Source organism: Cystobacter fuscus, from assembly GCF_044360685.1.
In the GTDB taxonomy this organism is placed as follows: domain Bacteria; phylum Myxococcota; class Myxococcia; order Myxococcales; family Myxococcaceae; genus Cystobacter; species Cystobacter fuscus_C.
This window is the reverse complement of record NZ_CP043491.1, coordinates 6646757-6663503: the sequence shown is the minus strand read 5'-3', so window position 1 is coordinate 6663503 and position 16747 is coordinate 6646757. Positions and strand designations below refer to the sequence as shown.

The window sequence follows — 16747 nt, the reverse complement described above, 5'->3', positions numbered from 1 at the left end:
CGGTGGGATTCTCCGACAAGCTCCTAGGCATGCCGATGAGTGTCAACGGAGTTGTCGCGAGAAGCTGACTCAAGCAGTCAGCCGAAATGAAGGCACTGCAGGGGTGGAGTGCTGGGAGGGGCTGAGGCGGACAGGGCCAGCCGGTCAAGTAGGAAATGGCCGACGAGAATACGTCTTCGAATGCCCGGCGCTATCAGTCCCAGGTAACAGGTTCCCCTCCAGGTTGGGTGTACCGCGTATGGAGGAATGGAGAGAAGGTTGACTTCGACGGTTACAGTCTCAGCGAGGGCTTGCTCCTGGACGCCAAGGCGTTCAGTTACGCCAAGCACTTCGACGAGAATCTCGACCCCAAGGCGTACTATCAGGGAGCCAAGAAGCTGATTGATATGGCTTGGCGTCAGAGCAGGGTCGCCAATGGGGTTCCCATCCGGTGGCATGTGGCGGAAGCCAGGATGGTCCCGATCCTCCAGAAGATGCTCGCGGGACAAAGAATCCGTGGTATCGAGGTTGTCTACACCGCGCCATTGCCGAGAGTTGATTGATTATGGCAGATAGCTACCACGCAGCCGTATATTGGCCAGATCGTCAGGAGTCCGCAGCGGCGTGCGCCCGGCGCGCTGAAGATTTCTTTCATCTCCTCTCACGATGTGATCCCATCTACTCGCGATGGTTTGAGCAGGCGGATACGCCCGAGGAGGCACTTCAGCTCCCGTTTGAGCCTACCTCTGACGTGTTCCTACGCTTTTTCGCACAAGAGAGGTATCAACTTGGTCGAGAAGGATTCAGTTTCGGCGCCTGGACGGGACACCCAGAGGATGGGCGGGGTGGGGGTGTCCTGTTGTACTGTGGCTCTGCCGCTGAGGTCGCGCCCAACAGTTGTCAACTTCACCTGCCCTGGCCTCAAAGAGAGCCAGAAGGGCCTCGTGTCTTGAATGTCCCAGTTCTGAAGGAAGTGTTGCGAGCCTTGGTTCGCTCCTGGGAGCCGGAGGTGGGAGTCATCGTCTCCGATGACTTCCGGGAGACCATGAGGACTCAGGGGGATTGGCGGGAGAGCGTGGGCTGGCTCATGTATCTGTCGCGGGCCCGGGGGGAGGTGCCTCGCCTCCCAGCACCCGTGCACGTGGAACCCTTCGAGGACAAGGGGACACTCATCATCCTCACCCCGGAGCGACTCCAGGGCACAAACCCAGAGCACCTGGAACTCGGGCTCCGTGTTCAAGCGCTCATGGATGAGAAGGACCTCCTCCGGCCGGTTGTCCCGTGACCCCGCCGCTTCGTGATTCAAGGATGGCTGGAGCGGGGCTCGCGGTCCCGTTTCTTTGAAACGGGCAGGTAACACTTGCCCTGGTATTCCGCCTGGACCTCGGTGCACGGAGGCCGCCGAGCGATTTCCACCCAACAGCCACCATTGATCTCTTCTTCGCCCATCTTGAGTCGGCAAGGAGTTGATGATTGATCCCTGAATGGCTTCGGGGGCAGTGGATAGGCGATGCGTTCCTCGTTTGGTTCATTGGCATGGGACGGTCCCATGTCAGTCAACGAATGAGGCGCATCGGCTAATGTCAGAGCATCGGATGTCAGGGTGGGCATGGGCTTCTGCGGCTGCGCGCATCCAGCACCCCTCGCCGCGTGGAGCCAGACCCCCAGGGTGACCACGGCCAGTCCCGCGACCGCGACCCCCTTCCAGGAACTCCCGAGGTGGCGAGCACGTCCCGCCCACTGTTTGGCGAATCCTGCCGAGCCTCGTGCGAGGTGGGCCTGGACCTGGGCGTTGTTCTCCACGCGTTCGACCGAGGCCGCCATCAGGACGAGGATGTTGGCCAGCTCCGACACCCGAGCCGCGGAGGGCGCCTGCTTGACCTCCAAAGTCACCCGGGTGGGTGCCGGCCGACACGTGAGTTGCACCCGCCACGGGCCTTCGGGCTGCCAGTCCACATGCTCTCCCAGCCGCAGCATCAAGGCCGCCGTCCCCGTGCCCACATGCCGTGCCTCGTAGAGGAGGCCCAGGTCCGGCCCCACCTCTTCGCACCTCCTGACGAGGTGGAAGGGTCCCATCCATCCACCCGCGATGCTCTTCCCGTCCGCCACGCGTCCTCCTTACTTTGGAAGTAGGCACGTCGTAGCAGATCATCGGACGTGACTCAAGAGGTCATGGTGCGTGGCCATCCGGAGAGGTCATGTCGTGTGACTACTCCGGGTCGAGAGCCCAGGTGCCGTCATCCCAGCGCTTCAGTGTCATGACCGCTCCGATGGCGGCCACGCCTCCTTCTTTCGCCGCCTCTTCCAGGACTGCCCTGGCTTCGGCTGTCCGGTAGCGGAGTAGGAACGCAGCCGCCATGGTGCGAACATCCATTCGGGGGTGCTTCAGCAGCACGGCGAGGGCATCGCGTCCGGCATTTCCCCGCGCGCGTAGTTCCTGAAGCGCGGCGGTGTATTGCCTGGCGTGTTTGTTCCCCGTCCTGGCGTTGCCTTGCCGAAGGGCCTCGGTCTGCGCGGCCACGTTCCGGGCGAACTGTTCGACCAACTCCTCCATCTCCATCACCAGGACCCCTTCGTCACGGTCGCGCAACACGGCTTCATGGAGACTCCTCCTGGCCCCGCCATCCTCCCTTGACTCCCGGCCCCCGGGTGAAACCCCGGGCCGCTCCCCCTGTCCAGCGGTGAACCCGACCCCCGTACGGGCGTACCGGTAAGGGGCTGAACGGAAGCGCTACGGGAATGTTGCAGCGGACCCGGGGGAAGATGATTCTCCGCGCCGGATGAACGTACTCGACAAGGTACTGACGTTGCGGCCGACGAGCGTGGTGAGCCGGCTGGGCCCCGCCTCGCGGCTGCCCGTGCTCAGTCCCCGCGAACTCGCCAAGGCACTGGAGAACGCCCCGGCGGCGCTGCCGTGCCTGCCCGTGCCCGCCCGTCCCATGCTGCCCGGCCTGCTCGCCGCCGCCCGGGGCGAGGACGCGGTGCTGGGGCTCGTGTGTCCCCATCCCCTCGCGGACCGGGGCGCCGCCGAGCGCTTCGTGGCGGCCGTGCAGGAGGTGGCCGAGGCCGATGGTCACGCGCGCCCGCTCTTCCTCCAGGCCGGGCCCGTGCGTGTGACCGGTACCGCTCCGGCGAGCCTGGCGCCCGTGCAGGACGGCCTCTTCCGGCTCGTGGACACGGGCTTCTCCCTGCTGGCACTGGACGTGTCGCGGCTGCCCGCCAGTGCCGCGGTGGAGGCGGTGCTCCGGCTGTCGGAGACACTGGTCGAGCGCGAGTTCGCCCTGGAAGTCTCCCTGCCGGGTGGCCCCGAGGGCGAGGAGCTGGAGGGCGCGCGCATCCTCCTGGAGGGGCTCGCGCCGCGGATGCCGGGCCTGCGCTTCCTGCGCGTCTCCGAGTCGGTGCTCGGCGACGAGGTGCAGGACGTGCAGTTCCTGCGCTCCCTGGTGGAGCTGGCCGGGCAGTACGGGCTGGGCATCTCCGTGGGCGAGGCGGGGCGGCGCTCCACGCGGGTGCTGCCCACGTACGTGGCCGCGGGGGTGAAGAAGGTGGAGTGCGCGGCGCCCTTCGAGCACCTGGCGCTGGCCGCCTGGCCCGCGGAGCGCGAGGGCCTGGAGCAGAAGGCTCAGAAGGCCGGACTGACGCCGGGGGAACTGCTGGGGGTGCTGGGTGGACAACTGTCTCCGTTGGAGCCCGCGGACGCCTCGCGGCTCGAGGCGCTCACGTTCGCCGAGGCTTCCGAGGTATTGGAGTCTCTGGGTGCGAGCCGGACGGGCTGGAAGTCCATGCTCTTCCTCGCCGAGAACCGGGGAGATTGATGCGGATTGTTGCGGGCAGTGCGAAGGGACGGGCCCTGGCGGGCCCCAAGGCGACCTCCAAACATATCCGTCCCACGGCGGATCGCGTGCGCGAGACGCTCTTCAACGTGCTCGGCCAGTGGTTGGAAGGGCAACGGGTGTTGGATCTGTACGCCGGGACGGGCGCGCTGGGCCTGGAGGCCGTGTCGCGCGGGGCCAAGGGCGTGGTGCTGGTGGACTCGGATCGCGAGGCCCTGGCGCTGTGCCGCGCGAACACCGACACCCTGGGCTTCTCGGCCCGCGTGGAGGTGCTCGCCCAGCCCGTGGCGCGTGCCCTGGAGACGCTCGGCCGCCGGGGAGACCGCTTCCAGCTCATCTTCGCCGACCCGCCCTACGCCGCGCGCGTGGTGGAGACGGTGCTGGAGGGACTCTCGGCCCACCAACTACTCGCCGACGGGGGCACCGTGGTCATCGAGCACGACAAGCGCGAGCCCGCGCCCGAGGCCCACGCGGGCTTCACCCGGGTGGATCAGCGGCGGTTCGGCGACACGTTGGTGAGCCTGTTCCGCATTGCTTGACCCTTTGCCGGGGTGCGTCGAGACTGCGCCGACATGCGTATCGCCATCTATCCAGGCTCGTTCGATCCACTGACCAACGGGCATCTGAGCATCATCCATCGCGCGCTGCAGATGTTCGACCGGGTGATCGTCGCCGTGGCGGTGAACCCGAAGAAGACACCGCTGTTCACCGAGGAGGAGCGCAAGGCGTTCATCCGCGAGGCCTGTCCGGACCCGCGCGTGGAGGTGGATGCCTTCCATGGCCTGCTGGTGGAGTACGCCAAGGCGCGTGGGGTGAACGTGCTGCTGCGCGGCCTGCGGGCCGTGTCGGACTTCGAATACGAGTTCCAGCTCGCGAACATGAACCGCAAGCTCGCCCCCGGCGTGGAGACGGTCTTCATGATGACGGGCGAGGACTATTTCTACGTGTCGTCGAACCTGGTGCGCGAGGTGGCGCTGTTCGGCGGAGACGTGGAGGGGTTGGTGCCTCCCGGGGTCTTCCAGGCCCTGCGCGCCAAGTACACGAAGAAGTAGGGCAGGGTGCCCACCACCGTTGTCTCCACCGTTTTCTCTCTCTTTTCCCAGGTCGATCATGAACCTCGCGAACCGGCTCAAGGCCATCAAACCGTCCCCCACGCTCGCCCTCAACGCGAAGGCCAAGGCGCTGGCGGCCCAGGGCGTGGACGTGGTGAGCTTCGCCGCGGGTGAGCCCGACTTCGACACGCCCGACTTCATCAAGCAGGCGGCGATCGACGCCCTCAACAAGGGCTTCACCAAGTACACGCCCACCGCGGGCATCCCCGAGCTGCGCGAGGCCATCTGCGCCAAGCTCGAGCGCGACAACCACCTCACCTATGCACCGGAGCAGGTGCTGGTGTCGGTGGGTGCCAAGCACTCGCTCTACAACATCTTCCAGGCGCTCCTGAACGAGGGGGACGAGGTCATCATCCTGTCGCCCTACTGGGTGAGCTACCCGGACATGGTGCAGCTGGCCGGGGGCAAGCCCGTCATCATCGAGACGCGCGAGGAGGACGGCTTCGCGCCGGACCCCGAGGCCATCCGCAAGGCGCTCTCGCCGCGCACCAAGGCGCTCATCATCAACAGCCCGAGCAATCCCTCCGGCGTGGTGTTGTCGCGCGACACGCTCTCGAAGATCGCCGACGCGGTGCGCGGGCATGAGTGCCTGCTGGTGAGCGACGACATCTACGAGAAGCTGCTCTACACGGGCGAGTTCGCCAACATCGGCAACGTGGCGCCGGATCTGGTGCCGCGCCTGGTCGTCGTCAACGGCATGAGCAAGGCCTTCTCCATGACGGGCTGGCGCCTGGGTTACACGGCGGGGCCCAAGTGGCTCATCGCCGGCATGCAGATGATCCAGGATCAGTCCACGTCCAACCCCTCGTCCTTCTCGCAGAAGGCCGCGGTGGCGGCGCTCAAGGGGCCCGAGTCCATCTTCGAGCCCATGGTGAAGGAGTACCGGGCGCGGCGGGACATGGTGGTGGAGCTGCTCAACTCGTTCGACGGGGTGCGCTGCCGCTCGCCCGAGGGCGCCTTCTACGTGCTGCCCAACATCTCCGGCCTGTACGGGCGCTCGTACAAGGGCACGCCGCTGCAGGGCTCGCTCCAGGTGTCGGAGATCCTCCTCAACGACTTCCGGATCGCCGCGGTGCCGGGCGCGCCCTTCGGCGTGGACGCGAACATCCGCCTGAGCTTCGCCACCTCGCGCGAGCTGCTGCGCAAGGGCCTGGAGCGCTTCCGGGAGTTCACCGCCTCCGTGCGCTGAGGCGGCGCGGGGGTCCCCCCAGGAAGAGGGGGGACCGCCCACCCTCAGTCCGTGTAGGCGAAGGCCTTCCAGCCGTCCTCGGTCTGCCGGTAGAGGATGACCGCCGCGTGCCCCGAGAGGTTGGCCACGGCGGCGTACACCTCGGTCCCCCGTGGGATGATGGCCCCCAGCCGGGCGGGGGGCTTGCCGTACTTCCTCTCCAGCTCCGCGTAGGGCAGCACCTCGATGTCGTACAGGGTGACGAGATCCGTGCGCTTGTTGCGCAGCTCCTTCACCCAGGTGGCCACCAGGGGCTCGGGCGCGTCGAACCGCCGCTCCTCCAGTTGAAAGGGGAAGGCCAGGTGCCCCACGGAGCCCCGGACATCCCCGGCGAGCAGGGAGTCGACCAGCTGGTGTGCATCCTTGCGGATGCGCTCCGGCTCGTTACCGGTCCGTGATGTGGGCCGTGGCTCGGGCGCCTCCTCGGCGGGAGCGGGGGCCGGTGCGGGGGCAGGAGCCGGGGTGGGGGCCTCGGTTCGGGTCCGGGAGCGGCGGCGAGAGGGCCGGGTGCCCTCGGAGGCGGGCGGAGGGGAGGTGGGAGCCTCGGCGGCGGGCGCCTGGGCGGGCGGGGCCTCGGTGGGCGGGTTTTCCTGGGAGAGGGCGGGAGCGGCGGACAGCAGCAGGAGCAGGGACCAGCGGCGCATGGGACCTCACGAGAATCGGTGCCGAGCCTACCAGAGGCCGGCGGGGGACCGACCCCTTCACACGAGTTCGTGCAAGCGCGGGTGAACGTGCTATGGGCCCCCCCTCGATGCCTAAGCGAAATGATATCCGGAAGGTTCTCGTCATTGGCTCGGGCCCGATCGTCATCGGGCAGGCGTGCGAGTTCGACTACTCAGGGACCCAGGCCATCAAGGCGTTGCGCGAGGAGGGCGTCGAGGTCGTCCTGCTCAACAGCAACCCGGCCACGGTGATGACGGACCCCGAGTTCGCTCACCGGACGTACATCGAGCCCATCACCGTCGAGGTCGCCGAGCGCATCCTCGCCCAGGAGCGTCCCGACTCGGTGCTGCCCACCATGGGCGGCCAGACGGCGCTCAACCTCGCCAAGGCGCTCGCCGAGCAGGGGATCCTGGAGAAGTACGGCGTGCGGCTCATCGGCGCGTCCCTCGAGGCCATCAACAAGGCCGAGGACCGGCAGCTCTTCAAGGCGGCCATGCAGAAGATCGGCGTGGCGCTGCCCAAGAGCGGCTACGCGACGAACATGCAGGAGGCGCTCGCCCTCATCGACGAGGTGGGCTTTCCCACCATCATCCGCCCCTCGTTCACCCTGGGCGGCACCGGCGGCGGCATCGCCTACAACCGCGAGGAGTTCGAGGCCATCTGCCGCTCGGGCCTCAAGGCGAGCCCCAACTCCACCATCCTCGTCGAGGAGAGCGTGCTCGGCTGGAAGGAGTACGAGCTGGAGGTGGTGCGCGACTCGGCGGACAACGTCATCATCATCTGCTCCATCGAGAACCTGGATCCGATGGGCGTGCACACCGGCGACTCCATCACGGTGGCCCCGGCGCAGACGCTCACCGACCGCGAGTACCAGCGGCTGCGCGAGGCGTCCCTGCGCATCATCCGGGAGATCGGCGTCGACACGGGCGGCAGCAACATCCAGTTCGGCGTGAACCCCAAGGATGGCCGCATCGTGGTCATCGAGATGAACCCGCGCGTGTCGCGCTCCAGCGCGCTCGCGTCCAAGGCGACGGGCTACCCCATCGCCAAGGTGGCCGCGAAGCTGGCCCTGGGCTACACGCTGGACGAGCTGCGCAACGACATCACCCGCGACACCCCGGCCTCCTTCGAGCCCACGCTGGACTACGTGGTGGTGAAGGTGCCGCGCTTCAACTTCGAGAAGTTCCCCCACGCCGACCGCACCCTCACCACCAGCATGCGCGCGGTGGGCGAGGTGATGGCCATGGGCCGCACCTTCCGCGAGGCCTACCTCAAGGCCATGCGCTCCATGGAGTCGGGCCGCACGGGCCTGGAAGCGCCCGAGCTGCCCACGGAGAAGGAGGAGCGGCGCAAGGTGCTGCGCGACTACGTGCGCGTGCCCCGTCCCGAGCGTCCCATCTACGTGGCCCAGGCCTTCCGCGAGGGGCTGAGCGTGGAGGACGTGCACGAGCTATCCGCCATCGATCCCTGGTTCCTGCGCCACATCCAGGGCCTCGTCCAGGAGGCCGAGTCCATCCAGGCGCTCGGCGGGCTGGACAAGCTGCCGGATGACACGCTGCGCGCGGCCAAGGCGGATGGCCTCTCCGACAAGTACCTCGCGTCGCTGCTCGGGTGCACCGAGGCGGAGGTGCGCGCGCGTCGGCACGCCAAGGGCATCCGCCCCGTGTACAAGCGCGTGGACACCTGCGCCGCCGAGTTCGAGGCCTACACGCCCTACCTGTACTCCACCTACGAGGAGGAGGACGAGGCGCCCCCCACGGCGCGCCAGAAGGTGCTCATCCTGGGCAGTGGCCCCATCCGCATCGGCCAGGGCATCGAGTTCGACTACTGCTGCGTGCACGCGGCGTTCGCACTGCGCTCGGCCGGGTACGAGACGGTGATGGTCAACTGCAACCCGGAGACGGTGTCCACCGACTACGACACGTCGGACCGGCTGTACTTCGAGCCGCTCACCATCGAGGACGTGCTCGAGGTGGCCCAGCGCGAGAAGCCCGTGGGCGCCATCGTCCAGTTCGGCGGCCAGACGCCGCTGCGCCTGTCGGTGCCCCTGGAGAAGGCGGGCCTGCCCATCCTCGGCACGTCCCCGGACGCCATCGACCGCGCCGAGGACCGCGAGCGCTTCGCGCAGCTGATCGAGAAGCTGGGCCTCACCCAGCCGGAGAACGGCGTCGCGCGCAGCCACGAGGAGGCCTACAAGGTCGCCCAGCGCATCGGCTACCCGGTCATGGTGCGCCCCTCCTACGTGCTCGGCGGCCGGGCCATGGAGGTCGTCTACGATCAGCAGAGCCTGGAGCGCTACATGCGCGAGGCGGTGAGTGCTTCGCCCGAGCACCCGGTGCTCATCGATCGCTTCCTCAAGGAGGCCATCGAGGTGGACCTGGACCTCGTCGCGGACCGCACCGGCGCGGTGCTGGTGGGCGGAGTGCTCGAGCACGTGGAGGAAGCGGGGGTGCACTCGGGTGACGCGGCGTGCACGCTGCCGCCGCACTCGCTGTCGCCCGACCTGGTCGAGCGCATGAAGGATCAGGCCATCGCCCTGGCGCGCGAGCTCGGGGTGGTGGGGCTGATGAACGTGCAGTTCGCCATCCAGGGAAAGAAGATCTACGTGCTGGAGGTCAACCCGCGCGCGAGCCGCACCGTGCCCTTCATCTCCAAGGCGACGGGCGTGGCGCTCGCGAAGATCGCCAGCCTGTGCATGGTGGGCAAGACGCTCGCGGAGCTGGGTGCCACGAGCATTCCCGAGTTCAAGCACGTGGCCGTCAAGGAGTCCGTGTTCCCCTTCGCGCGCTTCGCCGGCGTGGACGTCATCCTCGGCCCGGAGATGAAGTCCACGGGTGAGGTGATGGGCATCGCCGCGGACTTCCCGTCGGCGTTCGCCAAGAGCCAGCAGGCCGCGGGCGTGAAGCTGCCCCGGAGCGGCAAGGTCTTCATCTCCGTGCGCAACGACGACAAGCCAGCGGTGGTGGACCTGGCGCGGCGCCTGCGCGCGCTCGGCTTCAAGCTGGTGACCACGGGCGGCACCCACGACTACCTGGCGAACAAGGGCATCGAAACGGAGAAGGTGCTCAAGGTGGCCGAGGGCCGTCCGCACATCGTGGACAAGATCGTCGACGGGCAGATCGTCCTCGTCATCAACACCACGTTCGGCAAGCAGGAGATCTCCGACAGCTTCTCCATCCGCCGCGAGGCGCTGATGCACAGCGTGCCGTACTTCACGACCGTGCAGGCGGCCCGCATGGCCGTGGGCGCCATGGAGTCGTTGATCCACACCGAGCAGACCGTCAAGCCGCTCCAGGACTACCTCGGCGCGAACGCGAAGTAATCCAGGCGCCCCGGGCCTGCGGCGGCGGTGGCGGGCCCCCACCTGATCAGGACTTCAGGTGGGGGTTTCCCCGTCGCCGTCATTGCGGCCTTCCTCTTCCTTCCCCTTTTGTGCGTACGCTGTTCACCGCCAGTCCAGGGCAGGCCCGTGGGCCCATCCTGGCTGGCGCGAGAGCCGTGAACCGCAGGGGACTCACATCCGAAGGGGGAAAATCATGTCGAAGGCGAGCAAGGCACTGCTGCTCCTGGCTTCTCTGGGACTGGGCTGCGATCCGAAGAGCGAGCCGCAGCCGCCTCCTGTCGAGGACAAAAGCTTCCGGGTACGCAGCGTCCAGTACTTCCACACGGCGAGCGGTGTGGAGGAACGCCCGGCGGACTTCTCCACCGACCCGATGAAGCTGTTCGTCTTGGCGGATGGGAACTTCATCGCCCGTCCCGGCGCGCGGACGAGCGCGGAAGAGTATGCGTTCGCGGACGTGCCAGACGGCACCTACTACCTCAAGTGGGGAAACAGCTATGTCGTCACCTCCGCACGGCGTGTGGACCGGAGTTCCCACTGGCTCGGCCGGGCGGATGCCCAGGAACTCCCCGAGTCCACTTTCCCAGTGCGGGTCCGGTTGGACATCAACGGGCTCGAGCCATGGGCGGAGGACGTGCAAAGCCTCTGGGGGAACATGCAGCTCGTCTCCGGGGAGCTGGACGTCGCGGGGTCCATCAACGCCGACGAAGTCATGCAGCCGCAGAGCACGTCGGTCCGTGGCGCAGTCGTCTCGTTCAACATCCACTCCAACCTGCTTCCGTTTCGCTTCGAGCAAGCGCGCGGAGACCGGGCCTGGGTGAACCAGCTCGTGCCCCGGGTGGCGGGCAAGCTGGCGGATGGCAGCTCCCTGCGCTACGCCACCCTCGCTCGCTCCCTGCACCTGGCGCCCTTCTCCTTCGATGGGAGCCAACCCCTCTCCGTGAGCGGGACGTTCCAGGCGCTGCCCCAGAAGCCGCTCTCCCTGAGCTGGGCGCTGTCCTCCTTCGCGCCTCATGCCGCGGACGTGCACCCGGCCGCGAGACTGGACGGCGCGACGTTTTCACTCGTCGCGGCCGCGCACGGAGTGGAGGACGCCGGGTGGGTGGGTTTCTCGGGTGAGCTGCTCTCGTTCGTGCTGCCCGCGGACTACGCCACGGACGTCCGTGACACGCTCGTCTACGGCAACCCCTTCCCGTCCACCTGGGGTGAGGTCGCCTGGTTCGATGCCCCCTTCGCAGTGAACTACCCCATCCCAGGCACCGAGTCGCTGGTCACCGTCTACGCCAGCATGGAGGTCTACGAGCGCGTCTCCTCCCTGGCCGCCGGCCCCATCCAGCCTCTCATCCTCCCTCCTCGTGGCTTGAGGCTCGACGGAGAGGACACCTTCCCGGCACGGCCCGTCACGCTGGGGAGCCACGTCATCTCGTGGCAACCCCCGGCCTCGGGCCAGGTGAGTGCCTACAGGCTGATGCTCCGACGGTATGTGGTGGACGGGGACTCCGCCCGATTCGTGGATCGGGTCTCCTTCACCCTGGGGGGACAGTCCACCTCCATGCGGCTGCCGCCTGATGTCCTGAAACCCGCGAGCCATTACGTCGTCCAACTCGCCGCCATCTCCGCGCCCGGGTATTCGGCGGAGAACACGGGCGCCCTCTACCACTTGCCCAAGGGCCAGGCGGAGACCCTGAGCGGCCTGCTCTCCACGCCGTGAACTCGTGGGGACTGCCGCCTGGAGCCCCACGGCCTCCTGTGCCCGGCGGGCTGCCCTCCGCCGCGGGTGCATCGCACTACCAGACGCGGACGCGGTCCTCGGGGGCGAGGTAGAGCTTCTGGCCGGGTTCTACCTGGTACGCGGCATACCAGGAGTCGAGGTTGCGCACGGTCCACACGCGCTCGCGCGCCGGGGCGTGCGCATCCGACAGGAGCTGGGCTCTGAGCGCGGGCTCACGGTACTTGCTCCGCCTGCTGCGCGCATGGCCCAGGAAGAAGCGCTGGTCGCCCGTGGTGCCGCCGAGCACCGGGGCGGGCTCACCCCGGAGCGACCGGTGATAGGCGTCATATGCCACCGCGAGTCCGGCCAGATCGGCGAGGTTCTCGCCCAGCGTCAGCGCGCCTTGGATGTGCTGCCCGGGGATGGGCTCATAGGCGTCATATTGCGCGATCAGCTTGTCGGTGCGCGCGGTGAACCGCTCGACGTCCCGCGGCGTCCACCACTCGGCGAGCCGGCCCGACGCATCGAACTTGCGTCCCTGGTCGTCGAAGAGGTGGCTGAGCTCATGGCCAATCGTGGCGCCGATGCCGCCATGGTTGATCGCTGGATCGGCGTTCGGGTCGAAGTAGGGCGGCTGGAGGAGGGCCGCGGGAAGGATGATCTCGTTCGCGGTCATGTGGGCGAAGGCGTTCGCCGCCGTGACCGGGGACAGCCACTCGTCGCGATCGACGGGCCGCCCGAGCCGTCCCACCAGCCGCCGGTATTCGAAGGCGTTGGCGCGCGCCACGTTGCCGACCAGATCGTCCGGCCTGATCTCGAGCGCGCTGTAGTCACGCCAGGTGTTCGGGTACCCGATCTTCACCCGGACAGTGCCGAGCTTGGTGCGTGCCTTCGCTTTCGTCTCGGGCGTCATCCAGTCGAGCCGCTCCAGCCGTTCTCCCATCGCGGCGATCACGTTCTGGACCATCGCCTCGACCTCGGTCCGGGCCCGTGGCGGGAAGTAGCGCGCGACGTATTCCCTGCCCACCGCGTCGCCCATGTAGTTGCTCACGAGCATCACGGCGCGTCTGGCACGAGGTTGCGGCTCGGGCGTTCCGGCGAGCGTCGTGCCGTAGAACGCGAAGCGCGTCTCCTCGAAGGGCTTGGAGAGATAACGCGCGTAGCTGCTCAGCATCCTGAGCATCAGGTAGTCCTTGAGTACCGGCAGCGCCGTGGTGGCGAAGACCCGCGCCTCGCCGGTGAAGGCGCTCGGTTGCTGAGCGATGTAGGCGGGCTGGGGGGGAAGCTCCATCGCGGCGAAGTAGTCGCGCCAGGGGAAACCCGGAGCCTTCGCCTCGAAGTCGGCGAGTGACCACTGGTTGTAGGTCTTCTCCACGTCGCGTGCGTCCGCGCGTGTCCAGTGTGCCTGCGCGAGTGCCTTCTCGAACGCGAACACGGCCGCCGCGCGCTCGTCCGCATCGCGCTCCCCCGCGAGCGTCAGCATCTTCGCCAGATAGGCTCGATAGGCGGTCCGGATCGACGCGAGCCGCGCGTCCTCGTCGAGGTACAGCTCGCGATCCGGCAGCCCCAGGCCCGACTGGCGCAGGCTCGCGACATAGACATCCGGATTCTTGTCGTCCCGTCCGACATTGGGCGCGAAGAGTCCGCCGATGTCATGGCGCGCGAGCGTCGCCATTTCGATCGCGAGCGCCTCGCGGGTGGTGGCGCCCGCGATGGCCTTCATCCACGGCTTGACGGGTTCGAGGCCCCTGGCCTGAATCGTGGCTTCGTCGACGAAACTCGCATGGAAGTCGCCCAGCTTGGAGCCTCGCGTCTTCGCGGCCTCCTCGATGATGAGACGGGTACGCTCGGTCGAGAGTTCCTGGAGCGTCTGGTCCACGCCGTAGAAGGCGCGATCCTCCGGGATCGGCGTGTCCCTCAACCAGCCGCCGTTGGCATGGGCGTAGAAGTCGTCGCCTGGAGCGACGCTGCTGTCCATACCGGAGGTGTCGCCTGATGCCGTGCCCGCTCCGGTTCCGCTTGCCCGCGTCATCGCACCGCACGCCAGGTTGAGCAGCAGGTACGGCGTGAGCCAGTGAATCTTCATCCCAGAACTCCCTTCGTCGGTTCACATCGACGTCAGGACTCCCGAGACCCCCACCTTGGATTCACCCGGCTTCAGATTCCAGGCACGAGTCCCTGGCCGGTGAGCTTGAGCGCGAGCTGGCGCACTTCCTGGCTGTTGAAGGGCTTTCTCAGCTCCTTGAGCAGCTTGAGATCCCTGAACTCGCGCATCAGCTCCGCCCAGGAGTAGTCGGAGTAGGCCGAGCAGAGCACCACACCCAGCGAGGGATCCACCTCGCGCAGCCGCCGCAGCGTCTCGGCGCCATTCCAGCCAGGGGGCATCCGGTAGTCGAGGAAGACCAGCGAATAGGGCCGGTGCGCCTTCAGGGCCGCCTGGATCTTGGCCAACCCTTCCTGCCCCTGGTAGGCGGAATCCACCTCGAACATGTTCTCGTCACAGACCACGGCGCGAACGGGCGCCGAACCGAAGAGCGCCGCCTCCAACTCGTCGATGTCGCTCTGGCACCGGCGCTGGGGCGGACCGAGGATCCGGCGGAAGTCGGTGTGAATGGCCTCGGAGTCGTCGATGACGAGAATCCGCTTCTTGCTCGCACATGCGCTCATGCGGCCTCCTGGTGGGGCAGGTAGGGGAGTTCCAACGTGAAGGTGGCTCCATGCCCCGGGCCTTTGCTGTGGACGGTCAGCGAGCCCCCCATTTCCTGGGCCGCGATGGCACTGGAATGCAAGCCGAAGCCATGGCCCTCCTCCCGGGTGGTGAAGCCGTACTGGAAGATGCGGGTGAGCATCTCCGGCGCGATGCCCATGCCGTTGTCGTGCACCTGGATGCGGACACGGTCGGACTCCGCGGACTCCAGCTCCACGCGGAGTGTCCGCTCGGCGGGCGGCACCCCATCCATGGCGTATTTGGCGTTGCTGACCAGATTGACGAGGATCATCAGCGTCTTGTTCTTGTCGGTGAGCATCGGCGGCAGAGACGCCAGGTGCCGCACCACCTTCACCTGGTGACGGGTAAGTCCGGCCGAGTTGATGCGCAGCGCGTCCTCCACCAGGTCGGCCAGCTGGACGGACTCATGCAGCCGGGGCGTGCGCGCGTAGTTCTGCTGCACCTTGACGATGTCGCCCACGTGCTCGGTGTAACGCCCCACTTCCTCGAGCAGCGTGACGATCTGCTGGCGCTCATCGAGCAGGTTCTGTCCCAGCTTGCTCAGCAAGGGCAGGACGTTGCGTCCGCGCGTGTCCTGGGTGAGGAAGGTGCCGAGGTCGGACTGTCGCTCCTGGAGCAGCAGGGCGACGCGGCCCACGTGCTCCAAGCGCAAGTCCGCCACGCGCTCCTTGGCGAGCTGGGCGGAGGTGTAGACGCTGTTGAGCACGTTGCCCACGTTGTGCAGCACGTTGGTGGCGATCTCCGCCATGCCGGCGCGGCGGGCGGTCTGTACCAGCTGCATGTGGACTTGCTTGAGCTCGTGCGTCCGCTCCTCGACGCGCTGCTCGAGCCCCTCGTTGGCATGACGCAGCTCTTCCTCGCGCCGTTGCACCTGGTTGGCCATGCTCCGGAAGGCGTGGGCCAGTTGCCCCAGCTCGTCGCCCCGGGAGGTGTCCAGCTCGACGTGGAACTCACCGGCGGCCACCCGATCCGAGGCCTGGGTGAGGGTGAGCAGTGGATGGGTGATCTGCTGCTGGAGCACCCAGTACAGGATGGCCAGCTCCAGGCAGAGCGAGAGGATTCCGAGCAGCAGGACGATCCGGGCCGCCTGGAAGGCGGGCCGGGTCACCGTGGATTCAGGCAGCACGGTGGCGAAGTTCCAACCGGGGCCCCGGAGCCGGGCCAGGGCGAGGTACTCGCCGTACCGGGGCAGCTCCAGCACGGTGTCGTCGGGGGAGCGGTTCTTCGCCTGCTCGATGATGCTCCGCAGGTGGCTCTGGGTGTCCGTGGTGCCCGGCTGCTCGGGATGGGCGATGAGCTCCCCATTGTCGCGGAAGATGAGGTTGTACGCACCCGGCAGGTGATCGTTGATGGTGCGGGCCATCAACTCCTCGAGCAGCACGTCATGGCTGAGGGTCGCGAGGTGGCGGCCTTCCTGCTCCACCGGCGTGGAGACCGAGGTCATCGGCTCGTGGCTGACTGGATCCTCGTAGACGCCGGACCAGGTCGTCTTCCGCTCGGGAGCGTTCTGGGGGAGGCTGATGGTGAAGTGCGTGAAGTCGGTGATCCGGAAGTCCGGCGCGACCTGCTGGCACCAGGCGGCGTTGGCGGGCCAGTAGAGGACGAAGGCCCCCTCGGGCAGCGTGATGCCGGTGTTGGTGAAACGGACATGGAAGGCCGGTCCGTACCAGGAGACCACGTCATACGAGGCGAGCAGTCTCCGGCGCAGGTCCGTGTCGGCCTTCACGCCCCGGGGGACGAAGACACACGGCTCCCGTGTCCCATCGAAGCCCTCGGCACGGTTGCGCAGGGTGCCGTCGGGCTCATGGACGAAGAGGCGATCGAAACGGGCGTCCACCTCCTCCGGCGGGAGGGCCTGGAGTTGCTCCTCCAGGGTCTTCTTGAGCAGGGCATGGTTGTCCTCGGCCAGCACGAAGATGGCCTGCTCGCGTTGGCCGCGCTCCGCGACATGCTGCCTCAGTTGCGCGAGCGCCTCGGTGCGCAGCGTGCTGTCCATGTGGAGGTAGCTGAGCAGCGTGGTCAGGGCGATGATGACCGCGATGCGCACGCCCATGTGGACGAGCGTCGAACGGGCCAGCGGAGCTCGGAGGCGGGAGGGATGCGGCATGGCGAGCAGTCGACGTGGCCCGGGCAGTCTATTTCAACTGGTTGTC

At 67.5% G+C, this 16747-nt stretch carries 14 protein-coding genes; 8 read left to right on the top strand and 6 right to left on the bottom strand.

From position 1 onward, the window contains the following. Positions 1-155: 155 nt before the first annotated feature. Both F0U63_RS27230 and F0U63_RS27225 read left to right on the top strand, forming a co-directional pair. The gene (locus F0U63_RS27230; protein ID WP_395833951.1) at positions 156-542 is read left to right on the top strand and encodes a Tox-REase-5 domain-containing protein; all 387 of its coding nucleotides are present in this window, start codon (positions 156-158) and stop codon (positions 540-542) included. 2 nt (positions 543-544) lie between these two features. Continuing rightward, positions 545-1264, top strand: a complete 720-nt coding sequence (locus F0U63_RS27225; protein WP_395833949.1) for an Imm52 family immunity protein — start codon at positions 545-547, stop codon at positions 1262-1264. A gap of 17 nt (positions 1265-1281) precedes the next feature. Here F0U63_RS27225 and F0U63_RS27220 read toward each other — a convergent pair whose 3' ends face one another. Together F0U63_RS27220 and F0U63_RS27215 are read right to left on the bottom strand one after the other, a co-directional pair. After that, positions 1282-2088: a hypothetical protein gene (locus tag F0U63_RS27220; protein ID WP_395833947.1), complete on the bottom strand. Its 807-nt coding sequence runs from the start codon at positions 2086-2088 to the stop codon at positions 1282-1284. A 100-nt stretch (positions 2089-2188) separates the two neighbouring features. After that, the gene (locus F0U63_RS27215; RefSeq protein WP_395848430.1) at positions 2189-2539 is read right to left on the bottom strand and encodes a DUF2019 domain-containing protein; all 351 of its coding nucleotides are present in this window, start codon (positions 2537-2539) and stop codon (positions 2189-2191) included. A gap of 220 nt (positions 2540-2759) precedes the next feature. Between F0U63_RS27215 and F0U63_RS27210 the strand changes: the two genes are divergently transcribed. From F0U63_RS27210 to F0U63_RS27195, 4 genes are read left to right on the top strand one after another with little or no spacing between them, the layout of a single operon-like run. After that, positions 2760-3794: a hypothetical protein gene (locus F0U63_RS27210; protein ID WP_395833945.1), complete on the top strand. Its 1035-nt coding sequence runs from the start codon at positions 2760-2762 to the stop codon at positions 3792-3794. Then, complete coding sequence (gene rsmD / locus F0U63_RS27205) at positions 3794-4351, top strand: 16S rRNA (guanine(966)-N(2))-methyltransferase RsmD (RefSeq protein ID WP_395833943.1); 558 nt, start codon at positions 3794-3796, stop codon at positions 4349-4351. Before F0U63_RS27210 ends, rsmD begins: the two co-directional genes overlap by 1 nt. Positions 4352-4384: 33 nt before the next feature. Continuing rightward, positions 4385-4864, top strand: a complete 480-nt coding sequence (gene coaD, locus F0U63_RS27200) for a pantetheine-phosphate adenylyltransferase (RefSeq protein WP_002625995.1) — start codon at positions 4385-4387, stop codon at positions 4862-4864. Positions 4865-4922: 58 nt separating this feature from the next. After that, positions 4923-6113: a pyridoxal phosphate-dependent aminotransferase gene (locus tag F0U63_RS27195; RefSeq protein WP_395833941.1), complete on the top strand. Its 1191-nt coding sequence runs from the start codon at positions 4923-4925 to the stop codon at positions 6111-6113. Positions 6114-6157: 44 nt separating this feature from the next. On the opposite strand, the gene F0U63_RS27190 is transcribed toward F0U63_RS27195, so the two are convergent. Beyond that, positions 6158-6796: a hypothetical protein gene (locus F0U63_RS27190; RefSeq protein WP_395833939.1), complete on the bottom strand. Its 639-nt coding sequence runs from the start codon at positions 6794-6796 to the stop codon at positions 6158-6160. Between the two features lie 107 nt (positions 6797-6903). Here F0U63_RS27190 and carB point away from each other — a divergent pair, with 107 nt between their 5' ends. Together carB and F0U63_RS27180 are read left to right on the top strand one after the other, a co-directional pair. Beyond that, the gene (carB, locus tag F0U63_RS27185) at positions 6904-10137 is read left to right on the top strand and encodes a carbamoyl-phosphate synthase large subunit (RefSeq protein ID WP_395833937.1); all 3234 of its coding nucleotides are present in this window, start codon (positions 6904-6906) and stop codon (positions 10135-10137) included. Positions 10138-10351: 214 nt separating this feature from the next. Continuing rightward, a complete protein-coding gene (locus F0U63_RS27180) occupies positions 10352-11866 on the top strand; it encodes a fibronectin type III domain-containing protein (RefSeq protein WP_395833935.1) in 1515 nt (504 codons plus the stop codon). 76 nt (positions 11867-11942) lie between these two features. On the opposite strand, the gene F0U63_RS27175 is transcribed toward F0U63_RS27180, so the two are convergent. The 3 genes from F0U63_RS27175 to F0U63_RS27165 all read right to left on the bottom strand — a co-directional run bounded on the left by F0U63_RS27175 (position 11943) and on the right by F0U63_RS27165 (position 16647). Beyond that, positions 11943-13952, bottom strand: a complete 2010-nt coding sequence (locus tag F0U63_RS27175) for a M13 family metallopeptidase (RefSeq protein WP_395833933.1) — start codon at positions 13950-13952, stop codon at positions 11943-11945. A 71-nt stretch (positions 13953-14023) separates the two neighbouring features. Then, positions 14024-14533, bottom strand: a complete 510-nt coding sequence (locus F0U63_RS27170) for a response regulator (protein WP_395833931.1) — start codon at positions 14531-14533, stop codon at positions 14024-14026. Next, positions 14530-16647, bottom strand: a complete 2118-nt coding sequence (locus F0U63_RS27165; RefSeq protein ID WP_395833929.1) for an ATP-binding protein — start codon at positions 16645-16647, stop codon at positions 14530-14532. Before F0U63_RS27165 ends, F0U63_RS27170 begins: the two co-directional genes overlap by 4 nt. Positions 16648-16747 lie beyond the last annotated feature (100 nt).